The 11,132-nt window shown below is 61.8% G+C and carries 9 protein-coding genes and 3 pseudogenes; 9 read left to right on the top strand and 3 right to left on the bottom strand.

Features of this window, described 5'->3' with window-relative positions; translation table 11 throughout:
- Positions 1–210 precede the first annotated feature (210 nt).
- Both MESS4_RS27335 and MESS4_RS27330 read left to right on the top strand, forming a co-directional pair.
- Positions 211–606 carry an acyl-CoA thioesterase gene (locus MESS4_RS27335; protein WP_006338367.1) on the top strand — a complete coding sequence of 132 codons (396 nt, stop codon included), beginning with the start codon at positions 211–213 and terminating at the stop codon, positions 604–606.
- 117 nt (positions 607–723) lie between these two features.
- Positions 724–1,038 carry a hypothetical protein gene (locus MESS4_RS27330; RefSeq protein WP_006338365.1) on the top strand — a complete coding sequence of 105 codons (315 nt, stop codon included), beginning with the start codon at positions 724–726 and terminating at the stop codon, positions 1,036–1,038.
- 49 nt (positions 1,039–1,087) lie between these two features.
- On the opposite strand, the gene MESS4_RS27325 is transcribed toward MESS4_RS27330, so the two are convergent.
- Positions 1,088–1,456 carry a helix-turn-helix domain-containing protein gene (locus tag MESS4_RS27325; protein WP_006338364.1) on the bottom strand — a complete coding sequence of 123 codons (369 nt, stop codon included), beginning with the start codon at positions 1,454–1,456 and terminating at the stop codon, positions 1,088–1,090.
- Positions 1,457–1,547: 91 nt separating this feature from the next.
- On the opposite strand from MESS4_RS27325, the gene MESS4_RS27320 reads away from it, so the two are divergent.
- Entirely contained in the window at positions 1,548–2,153 is a 606-nt protein-coding gene (locus tag MESS4_RS27320) for an NADPH-dependent FMN reductase (RefSeq protein ID WP_006338363.1), read from the top strand.
- Between the two features lie 173 nt (positions 2,154–2,326).
- On the opposite strand, the pseudogene MESS4_RS31365 reads toward MESS4_RS27320, so the two are convergent.
- Positions 2,327–2,599: pseudogene (locus MESS4_RS31365) on the bottom strand (response regulator); the annotation flags it as partial.
- Between the two features lie 241 nt (positions 2,600–2,840).
- Between MESS4_RS31365 and MESS4_RS35165 the strand changes: the two are divergent.
- The 5 genes and pseudogenes from MESS4_RS35165 to MESS4_RS27295 all read left to right on the top strand — a co-directional run.
- Positions 2,841–3,110 (top strand): annotated as a pseudogene (locus MESS4_RS35165) (hypothetical protein); the annotation flags it as partial.
- Positions 3,111–3,164: 54 nt separating this feature from the next.
- Positions 3,165–3,475, top strand: a pseudogene (locus tag MESS4_RS34835) (xanthine dehydrogenase family protein molybdopterin-binding subunit); the annotation flags it as partial.
- Between the two features lie 66 nt (positions 3,476–3,541).
- Positions 3,542–4,786 carry an efflux RND transporter periplasmic adaptor subunit gene (locus MESS4_RS27305; protein ID WP_244441232.1) on the top strand — a complete coding sequence of 415 codons (1,245 nt, stop codon included), beginning with the start codon at positions 3,542–3,544 and terminating at the stop codon, positions 4,784–4,786.
- Between the two features lie 9 nt (positions 4,787–4,795).
- Positions 4,796–7,942, top strand: coding sequence for an efflux RND transporter permease subunit (locus tag MESS4_RS27300; RefSeq protein ID WP_006338354.1), 3,147 nt, complete (start codon positions 4,796–4,798; stop codon positions 7,940–7,942).
- 428 nt (positions 7,943–8,370) lie between these two features.
- Positions 8,371–8,604: a hypothetical protein gene (locus MESS4_RS27295; protein ID WP_006338353.1), complete on the top strand. Its 234-nt coding sequence runs from the start codon at positions 8,371–8,373 to the stop codon at positions 8,602–8,604.
- Positions 8,605–9,033: 429 nt separating this feature from the next.
- Here the strand turns inward: MESS4_RS27295 and MESS4_RS27290 are convergent, their stop codons facing one another.
- Positions 9,034–9,708, bottom strand: coding sequence for a GntR family transcriptional regulator (locus tag MESS4_RS27290; RefSeq protein ID WP_006338352.1), 675 nt, complete (start codon positions 9,706–9,708; stop codon positions 9,034–9,036).
- Positions 9,709–9,998: 290 nt separating this feature from the next.
- Here MESS4_RS27290 and MESS4_RS27285 point away from each other — a divergent pair, with 290 nt between their 5' ends.
- Complete coding sequence (locus MESS4_RS27285; RefSeq protein ID WP_006338351.1) at positions 9,999–11,126, top strand: BMP family ABC transporter substrate-binding protein; 1,128 nt, start codon at positions 9,999–10,001, stop codon at positions 11,124–11,126.
- Positions 11,127–11,132: the final 6 nt, after the last annotated feature.

The following is an 11,132-nucleotide window of genomic DNA, read 5'->3' as shown; positions in this document are numbered from 1 at the left end:
TAGTGGACAGTCTGCTCGGGCCCTAAGCCGTCATTCCAGAACTCTCAATCGACCGATCGTTCCTGGCGCCACTTGCTCGTTCCCATCGACGGGGACGAGCGGCAACTTCCCACTCATTGCCAAATTTTCAAATCACACTACTGGTGGCGCGTTGACGCTTTGGCGGCATGCCATACCTGATTGGAACTGTCGATCTCGGGGATTTCTCGCATGGTGCAATACGCGAACGGCCGGCCGATCGGCGACCTTACGCTGAGGACCTTGGCTATGCCTTCCGACGCCAACGCGGCGGGCGACATTTTTGGCGGCTGGGTGATGGCGCAGATGGACCTGGCCTGCGGCATCCGCGCCGCCGAACGCGCCAAGGGCCGCGTGGTGACGGCGGCGGTCAAGGAGATGTCGTTCGCCAAGGCGATGAAGATCGGCGATACGCTGTGCATCTACACCCATGTCGAACGTGTCGGCCGCACCTCGATGACGCTCAAGGTCGAGGCCTGGGCGCAGCGCTATCTCTCCGACCTGATGGAGAAGGTCACCCATGCCGATTTCGTCATGGTGGCGCTGGATGGCGAAGGCAAGCCGAAGGCGGTCCCGGCGGAAGGCTGACCGCCATATTTCCAAGTTTCGATATCGGTGATCCCCAGACCGATTCTGCGTGAAGCTTTTCACAGTCCCGTTCGCACATTTCCGTGACCATGTCCGGCAGGGCATGGGGGAAAGACAATGCGTCAACGATTGCTGAACGGCGCATTGGCAGGCGCGCTTGCAGCCTTGTTCTGCCTGTTGGCCGCAACCGCGTATACCGAGGTCAAACGAGACGAGGCCGAAGCCAGTTGCGCTTCCGAAAACCACACTCTCAAGGGGAAGGCGACCGGGTGCGAAACCTGCATCGCGAGGACGTGCGACACCGGTGCGATGACTGTGCGCAATTGCGGTAAAGGGGCGGGCTGCGCCATCGACGGAAAGGTGGTCAATCAGGCCGCGAGATCGAAGCGGCTCGAAGGCCGTCCGCAGGCCGGAATGCAGATGCAGCCGTAGAATTCGCCCAAGCTAGACGCCGCACGAAAACCCTTGCGGCGCAAGGGTTTCAGGCGTGAATCCCATCGAACTTTTCACGCGCGGCCTTGACGCGCGCGGTGTTCTTGCGCGCCCATTCGCCGAGTGCTGCGACCGGCACCAGCAACTCGCGGCCGAGATCGGTCAGCTCATAGTCGACGCGCGGCGGGATGGTCGGAAATACGGTGCGGGTGACGAAACCGTCGCGCTCCAGCCCGCGCAAGGTGGTGGTCAGCATCTTTTGCGAAATGCCGCCGACGGCCGCGCGCAATTCGTTGAAACGCAGCGGCCCGTCGCCGAGCTTGCCGACGACGAGCACGGTCCATTTATCGCCGACGCGCTGCAGGATCTCCGAGATGGCTCGGCAGTCCTCGGTGACATGCGGGTGCCTCAGTAACAAAAACGTGCCTCCTTGCACTTCGAGTTTGCGGTATCTCATATAGCGCCGGTATCCAAACGATACCACAATTTCCCGCAAGGAGAGCCCCTCAATGTCCAAACCCAAAATCGCCATCATCGTCGGTTCGACGCGCGCCGCGCGCTTCGCCGACGTTCCCACCGAATGGATCGCCAAGATCGCCAAGTCGCATGCCGACATCGATGTCGAAGTCGTCGACCTGCGCGATTTTCCGCTGCCGTTCTTCGACGAGGTCGCATCGTCCGCCTGGGCGCCGTCGCAGAATGAAGTGGCGCAGCGCTGGCAGAAGAAGGTCGCCGGGTTCGATGGCTTCATCTTCACCGCCGCCGAATACAACCACGGCCCGACCGCCGTGCTGAAGAACGCCATCGACTACGCCGCCAATGAATGGAACAAGAAGCCGGCCGGCTTCGTCGGCTATGGCAGCGTCGGTGGCTCGCGTGCCGTCGAGCAGCTCCGCCTTTATGCCGTCGAGCTGCAGATGGCGCCGGTCAAGTCCGCCGTCCATATCGCCTGGGGCGATTTCCTCGCTGTCCGCCAAGGCGAGAAGAAGCTTGAAGAGCTTGAACACCTGAACCAGGCGGCAACCGCGCTGGTCAACGACGTCGCCTGGTGGGCCAAGGTGCTGAAGGCGGCGCGCAAGGCCGATGCGATCGCCGAGGAAGCCAAGGCGGCCTGATCGCCTGTTGAATTATCCTCCCAAGGATACGGGGCGGCGCTTGCGCCGCCCTTTTCAATTTCCGGAAGCTGCTTGCGCGTGTCGCGGCTGCCTTGGCCTGATAATGCAGTCGGCCAGGCGGTCCTGCTCGTTCAGCCAAGCGGCGTCGCGGAATATTCGACGCGTGAGGGGATCTCGGCGAAGATTTCGCGGATGCGGTCGGTGTCCTCGGCCATCGCCGTCAGGAAAATGATCGGCGGCAGATCCGTGGCCCGGATTTGCCGGCATACGGCCAGCCCGTCCTCGCCAGGCATCATGATGTCGAGAATGATGAGGTCCGGCGACGCGGTCTGCATCATCTTGCGCAGCGACGGCCCGCTGTCGGCAACGCTAATGCGATAGCCGTGCTGGGACAGATATTTGCCGACGAGATCGCGAATATCGCGATGATCATCGACGACGATAATGTGCGGCTAGGCATTCACAAGCTTGTACTTGGTTGATTGAGACTGCGCCGAACTATACTGGATTTCGCACCAACGGCAGGAACAAAAATGTATCAAGCTGTCGCAAAATCAGTTCTAAGCCTCTGATATTTAAAGGTTCACTCTCACAAGCCGATACAATTTCGCCGGTTTGCGGCACAGCTCTGCGACAAGGGAAAACTAGCGTTGAGCCTCCACACAATCGTGTCCGAGGATCAAGGCAATGTGCCAGTGCAACAACCATTCCAACGGCGTCACCCGCCGAATGGTCTTGGCAAGCGGTGCCGCCGGCGTCGCTTCGATAGCGCCGCCGTACTTCCCGGCAGCGGCGCAGACAGGCATGGCCGAGACAGGCATGGCCGGGACAGGCAGGGCCGAGATCGAAAACGCGACCGCCTTTGTCGATGTCGATCTTCATATCAACGGTCAAATCAACCAATTGACGGTCGACGCCCGCGTGACGCTGCTCGATGTGCCGCGCGAGCACCTTGATCTGGCGGGCTCGAAGAAAGGCTGCGATCACGGCCAGTGCGGCGCTTGCACGGTAATCGTGTTCGGCATCGGCGCGGCACTCACCGAAGATGCCGTGGTGGACGTTCGCCACGGCTGTTTCGTCAACCACGACATGGCCGAATATCACGTGCCGGTTCACGCCGACGTCCGGCGATCGACGCGATCTATCTCGAGGAGGTCGATCCGCTGGCAGGTCCGATTGCGACCAAGGGAGTTGGCGAGCTTGGCATATGCGGCTCGGGCGCTGCCGTTGCCAATGCCATTTACAACGCGACCGGAGCACGGGTGCGAAGCTATCCGATCACGCTCGACAAGCTGCTGTCAGCCCTGCCTGAGCAGAGCTGAGCGTCAACATCCCAACCTGGAATTCAAATGCGCGCAAAGGGCGCGGCATTCAAAGCGAGGTCGACTGTGAAAAGCCTTCCCCTACATTTTATCGCAGGCATCTCGGCGACGCTCCTGCTGTCGGGATGCGAACAGCAGGCAGCGGCACAACGCACGCCGCAGAACGTGAAACTGGAGGTCAGCGCGCAGACGCTTCGCCCGCGGCCGGCGGCGATTACCGCCGAGCTGCCCGGCCGGACCAGCGCCTATCTGGTCGCGGAAGTGCGCCCGAGGGTCAGCGGCATAATCCGCAGCCGCAACTTCGTCGAGGGCAGCGAAATCAAGGCGGGCGACGTCCTCTACGAGATCGACCCTGCGCCCTTGCAGGCCGCTTACGATACCGCGGCCGCCGCTCTTCAGCACGCCGAGGGAGCCGTGCCCAATGCCGAGGCGAAGCTCGAACGGGCCAGGTCGCTGCAGACACAGAACATCGTCAGCCGCGAGGCCCTTGGCGATGCCGAGGTCGCCGCCTTGCAGGCGCGCGCCGATGTCGCTTCGGCAAAGGCGGCAATGGAGACGGCCCGCATCAATCTCGATTACGCCACCATCCGCGCCCCGATCAGCGGACGTATCGATGCCTCGACCGTTACCGTGGGCGCGCTGGTCACCGCGGACCAGACGACGGCGCTGACGACGATCCGCGAACTCGACCGCATCAATGTCGATGTCACGCAGTCGAGCATGAACCTGCTGCGGTTGAGGAAAGCGATCACGGAAGGCCGCATCAAGGCCAATGGCACCGAGGTGCCCGTGCAGCTCGAGCTAGAGGACGGCACGCCCTACGGCCAGCCGGGCGAATTGCAATTCTCCAACACCGCCGTCGCCGAGACCGTCGGCACCGTGACGCTGAGGGCCGTGTTTCCAAACCCCGACCGCGTTCTGCTCCCTGGCATGTATGTTCGCGCCAGCATTCAGGAGGGCACGGCGATCGACGGCTTCCTGCTGCCGCAACGCGCCGTTTCGCGCAATGCCAGGGGCGAGCCGATCGCCAAGTTCGTCACTGCCGCCAACAAGATCGAGACCCGCAGCCTCGCCGTGGATCGCATTGTCGGCAACAACTGGCTGGTCAACCGGGGCATTCAAGACGGTGACCGGATCGTTGTCGAAGGCGGCCAGCGCGTCCAGGACGGGCAGGACGTGGCCGTCAGTGCGGTCGTTGTTGACGAAGCGACGGGGGAGTTGAAGGCGGACGCTGGCTCCGGACCGAACCCTGCCGGCCAGGCGATGCTCTCGCCGCCGCGACACACCCTGACGACTTCCTCCGTGCGCTGAGCTTAACCAATGTCCCGCTTTTTCATCGACCGCCCTGTTTTCGCGTGGGTTATCGCGATCACCATCATGCTGGCGGGCGCGCTGTCGATCGCCACGCTGTCGGTCTCGCAATATCCGCAGATCGCCCCGACAACCGTGCGCATCACCGCGAGCTATCCCGGCGCCGACGCCCAGACCGTGGAAAACTCGGTGACGAAGGTCATCGAGCAAGGCATGACCGGCATCGACAATCTCGACTACATCGCCTCGACCTCGACATCGACCGGGCAGACGTCGATCTCGCTGACGTTTACGAACGGGGCCGTCCCCGATGTCGCGCAGATGCAGGTCCAGAACAAGCTGCAGCTGGTGACGGCGCAATTGCCGCAAGTGGTGCAGAACACCGGCATCACCGTGGCGAAGTCGACATCGAATTTCTTCATGGTTGTCGGCTTCGTTTCCACCGACGGCAAGCTGACGCCCAATGACCTGGCGGACTTTATCGACAACAATCTCAACGACACGTTGAAGCGTGTCCCCGGTGTCGGCGACACCCAGCTCTTCGGCGCACGCTACGCCATGCGCATCTGGGTCAATCCGGACAGGCTGGCCCAATACCAGTTGATGGTGTCGGACGTCGCCGCCGCCATCCAGGCCCAGAACACCCAGGTTTCCGTCGGGCAGCTCGGCGCCTTGCCGCAGCGGGACGGCCAGCAGCTCAACGCGACGATCACAGCCGGCGGCCGCCTGCAGTCGCCACAGCAATTTGAAAACGTCATCCTGAAAAGCCAGCCCGACGGCAGCCTGGTGAAGCTGGCCGACGTCGCCAGGATCGAACTCGGCGCCGAGAGCTACACGACCTCCGGCGTGTTCAATGGAATGCCGGCGGCAGGCGTTGGGATCAGCCTGGCGGGCGACGCCAACGCCATGGACACAGCCGCCGCCGTTCAGTCGACGATCGATAGTTTGCGCGGCACGCTGCCGGCCAATGTCGAGGTCACCTATCCCTACGACACGACGCCTTTCGTCAGGCTCTCGATCGAACAGGTGGTCATGACGCTGTTCGAGGCGATCGTGCTGGTCTTTGTCGTCATGTTCGTCTTCCTGCAGAACATCCGCGCGACGCTCATTCCGACGCTCGCGGTCCCGGTCGTGCTGCTTGGCACGTTCGGCGTTCTTGCCGTCTGCGGCTACTCGATCAACACGCTGACCATGTTCGGCATGGTGCTGGCCATCGGGCTTCTGGTCGACGATGCGATCGTGGTGGTCGAAAATGTCGAGCGCGTCATGGAGGAAGAGGACCTTTCTCCGCGCCAGGCGACGATCAAGTCGATGCAAGAGATCACCGGGGCGCTCATCGGCATTGCCACGGTGCTGTCGGCGGTGTTTGTGCCGATGGCGTTCTTCTCCGGTTCGGTCGGCGTCATCTACCGCCAGTTCGCGGTGACGATCGTGTCGGCGATGATCCTGTCGGTCATCGTTGCCCTGATCCTGACGCCGGCGCTCTGCGCCACCATCCTGAAAAAGCCCGCGCACGGATCGCGGCAGCGCGGCGTCTTCGGCATCTTCAACCGGGGGTTCGAGCGCGGCACGCAGCTTTACCAGCGCGGCATCCACGGCATGATCCGGCGCTCCGTCATCTTTCTCACGGTGTTCGTGCTGATCGCGGTCGCTGTCGGCTATCTTTTCAACCGCTTGCCGAGCTCTTTCATTCCGGATGAGGACCAGGGACGGCTGATCACGACGATCCAGCTTCCTCCAGGTGCTACCGCTGATCGGACGAGAAAAGTACTCAACCAGGTCATGAGTCACTTCAACACGCAGGAGAAGGATTACGTCGACGGCGTCTTCGGCAGTGTCGGCTTCAACTTCAGCGGTCAGGGTCAGAATGTTGCGATCGCCTTTGTCGACCTGAAGGATTTTGCCGAGCGCACCACGCCGCAATCGAGCGCGCGGGCGATCGCCGGACGGGCGATGGCGGCATTCTCGAAAATCAAGGATGGGCGCGTGATTGCGCTTGCGCCGCCGGCAATTCCCGGCTTCGGCAGCTCCGCCGGTTTCGACTTCTTTATCAAGGACAGCAGCGGGGCAGGGCATGATGCACTCATGGCGGCGCGCAACCAGATGCTGGGAATGGCGGCGCAAAGTCCGGTCCTGAGCGGAACACGACCGAATGGTCTGGATGACACGCCCCAATACGCTGTTACCATCGACCAGGAAAAGGCAAGCGCGTTGAACCTCAGCCTGGCGGATATCAACGATACCATGTCGACCGCATGGGGCGGCAGCTATGTGAACGACTTTGTCGACCGCGGCCGCGTCAAGCGCGTCTACGTCCAGGCGGACCGCGATTTCCGCATGCAGCCCGATGATTTCGATCGCTGGTATGTGCGCAATTCCGATGGCGCCATGGTGCCGTTCTCCGCCTTTGCCACCGGCAAATGGACCTACGGCTCGCCGCGCCTCGAACGATACAATGGCGCCTCGGCGGTCGCGATCCAGGGATCGGCCGCGGCGGGCGCAAGCTCCGGTGATGCCATGAACGAGATCGATGGCCTGATATCGCAACTGCCACCAGGTTTCAGCCACGAGTGGACGAGCCTTTCGGCGCAGGAAAAGCTTTCCGGCAGCCAGGCAATGCAGCTTTATGCAATATCGATTCTCGTCGTCTTCCTGGCTCTCGCCGCGCTCTATGAAAGCTGGTCGATCCCCTTTGCGGTGATGCTGGCGGTGCCGATCGGCGTGTTCGGCGCGCTGGCCGCCGCAACGCTGTTCGGCCAGTCCAACGACGTCTATTTCAAGGTCGGCCTGCTGACGACGATCGGTCTCGCCGCCAAGAACGCGATCCTGATCGTCGAATTTGCAATCGACCAGCAGAAGGCCGGCAAGGAGCTGGTGGCGGCGACGCTCGAAGCGTCCCGTCAGCGGTTGCGGCCGATCCTGATGACCTCGCTGGCGTTCATTCTCGGCGTGCTGCCGCTGGCGATCGCGCATGGCCCGGGATCAGGCAGCCAGAATTCGATTGGCATCGGTGTCATGGGCGGCATGATTTCCGCGACCGTCCTTGGCGTGTTCTTCATCCCGCTGCTCTTCGTGACCACCCGCAAGCTGTTCAATCCGTCCAGGAAAGCCGACTATGTCGATGAGCAGCCGGCGCATGCCGCGACTGACCGCTGACCCGGCCTCTCGGCAATTTGCTTTCAAGACAAGTTCTTCGCCTTGGTGCGTTCGCCAGACGCACCAAGGCGTCCGCATTGATTTCCCGGCCGTGGCACCCGACGCAGCCCTCACCGCCGTCCGTCCGACGGACCCGGTAACGGCTTGCGCGGATGGTTGGGCGGTCGGCCACCCCGGCGAGCAAGATTGTCGCCAAATATGCCGAAGCGACAGAAGTTCAGTGCCGCGATGCCGCCGGGTACATTTTCATACAATTTCATCGAATCCAGGCAAACCCCTGCGACATGTGCAGTTTAGATTTCACGGGTAAGCAGGAAGTCTCATCACGGTGATGTGACCGGAAGCCGGGAAATGTTTGCCAAGCCGGGAACGAATATTCCGTTGTGGCGCCGATCGGTGGATCTGCTCATTCCAAGAAAGGAAATACGATGACTAAGCTTGTAACCGCCCTGATGATCCTCGTCGCAACGACAGGCATCTCCTTCGCTGCGAACCAGAACCCGGACCGCGACCCGACCCGCGGATTCGCGACCGGTGTCGACAGCCAGACTACTTCTTCCATCAAGCATGCGGCCTCCCTGCCTCAATTCGTGGTTCCCGAACACAGCCAGGCGCAGCCCGAAAGCGGCCCCGCCGATCGTGCCCCATGGGCCGGCAAGTGACGCACGGAGTTCTCCCTCGAACGTAGAAGTTCAACCGCCATGCCATGAGGGTGTGGTTCGACAGGCGGCGCAAGAAATATTGCGCCGCCACGTCTGACTGAATTGCATGTCTTGGGCGGCAGCATTGGCACCCGAGTTTGCAAGGTAAGGAACGCGTGTGCCCCAGCCTCGGTGCCGCGTTCCTCGCGCAGACTGTCTTCGAACAAACTTGAGGCGTGGCGACCTGCAACATGCGTCGCCAGAAGACAAAATTGGGACTCTCCGCGCCACAACTCTCCTGTCATCGAAGATACGCGTCACACCTGATGGGGATCGTTTGACCCTTAGCAGAAAATCATCGCTTGGCACGTCGTGCCAAATCCTGCCGTTCCAACCGTGCCACTGATCGTTGGCGTTACGCGGCCAGGTTGGAACCATCCGAATCCCTCCTTATGGGTGTTGCGGTCCGGCTCTCGGTTGGTCGCCAACGACAAACACAGCGCTCGCCTCGCTGACGATGGCGACGTGATCCTTGGCGGCGTTTCCAGCAGCGGCGCCGTCACCGCGCATGATTGCCGTAACGATCGCGTCGTGCTCCTGCCAGGATTTCGCCAGACGGCCCGGCAGCATGAACTGCGCGCGGCGGAACGGCGCCAGCCGACTCCGTGTCATCACGGTCATTTCGTAGATATGGGCGTTGTGGGCGCCGCGATAGAGCCGGGTGTGGAACTCGGTGTTGAAATACTCGTAATCCTCCTCGGCGCCCAGCCGCACCAGCCGCGCCGAAGCCTGGTGCTCGACCTCGAGCGCGCGGCGCTCGCTGCTGGTCATGCGCTCGGCCGAGAGGCGCGCGCATATCGCTTCCAGTTCGGCCATGCTCTCGAACATCGAGGCGAGATGCTCCTGCGTTACGACAGCGACGATGGCACCCCGGTTGGGCCGCCTTTCGACAAGGCCCATGGCGCTGAGTTGGCCGAGGGCCTCGCGCACCGGCGTGCGGGATACGTCGAAGCGGGCGGCGAGCGAGGCTTCGTCGAGCTTTTCGCCGGGGCGCAGGAAGCCGGTGACGATGCGGTCGCCGATTGCCCTCACCATCTGATCGACGGTCGTGCCCGACCTGATCAAGCTGCGCTTCCCTGACAAATCTCCTCCGTCCGGTCTTCCGTGGAGTCAGTCGGCGCATCGGCCCATCGACTCAATATACCTCTCTATGCCTCTATTTTAATCTGCCTGTCAAACTGGCTATTTTCAAGGCAAAAAGTGCATGCAATTGCCTCGAGCATGAGCAGTCGCTTTTCAAACCCCTATTGATTTTATTCAATAAATTTTAGCTTCGGAACTGGCATAACGATTGCATGCACTTTGTTGAGAAGGCGTTAACCGATCCGGAAAGGGTCCACAGGGGAGCATAAGAGATGACCGACAGATTCATGCTTAGCCGCCGCCAGTTGCTCAAGACCTCCGCCGCCGGAGCAGCACTTGGGCTGGCCTCGGCATCCTTTCCCATCGGCAGGGCATTCGCTGCCGCCACCACCGTCGGCTTCATCTATGTCGGCCCGAAGGACGACTATGGCTACAACCAGGCGCATGCCGAAGGCGCCGCGGCGCTGAAGGGCATCGAGGGCATCTCCATTGTCGAGGAAGAAAACGTCCCCGAGACGGTCGACGTCCAGAAGACGATGGAATCGATGATCAATCTCGACGGCGCCTCGCTGATTTTGCCGACCTCATTCGGCTATTTCGATCCGCACATGCTGGCCATGTGCGCGAAATTCCCCGACGTGCAGTTCCGCCATTGCGGCGGCATGTGGAACAAGGACAAGCATCCGATGAATGCCGGTTCCTATTTCGGCTATATCGGCATGGGCCAGTATCTCAACGGCGTCGTCGCCGGCTATACCAGCAAGACCAAGAAGCTCGGCTTCGTCGCTGCCAAGCCGATCCCGCAGGTTCTGCTCAACATCAACTCCTTCCTGCTTGGCGCGCGTTCGGTCGACCCGACCATCTCTTGCCAGGTGATCTTCACCGGCGAATGGTCGCTGGCGGTCAAGGAGGCGGAAGCCACCAACGCGCTGGTCGACCAGGGCATCGATGTCGTCACCTGCCATGTCGACAGCCCCAAGGTCGTGGTCGAGACGGCCGCCGGCCGCGGCGCCTTCGTCTGCGGCTACCACGCCAACCAGAGCCCGCTGGCACCCGAGAAATACCTGACCGGCGCGGAATGGAACTGGGCCAAGGTCTACAAGATGTTCGTCGACGACCTCGTCGCCGGCAAGCCGCTGCCCAATTTCACCCGCGGCGGACTGGCCGACGGCTTCGTCAAGATGAGCCCGCTCGGTCCCGCCGTCAGCGAGGCGGCGCGCAAGCAGTTCGACGGCACGCTCGCGGAAATGATGAAGGGCGGCTTTTCCGTCATCAAGGGACCCCTGAAGAACAACAAGGGCGATGTCGTCGCGACCGAAGGCCAGGCCTTCGCCGAGACCGCCATCGAGCTCGAAAGCATGGACTATCTCGTCGAGGGCGTCGTCGGCTCGACCGCCTGAATCGGA

The sequence above is a fragment of the Mesorhizobium sp. STM 4661 genome (assembly GCF_000359125.1).
Taxonomy (GTDB): Bacteria; Pseudomonadota; Alphaproteobacteria; order Rhizobiales; family Rhizobiaceae; genus Mesorhizobium.
Note: the sequence above shows the minus strand (reverse complement) of the source record. Positions and strands in the feature narration are given on the sequence as shown.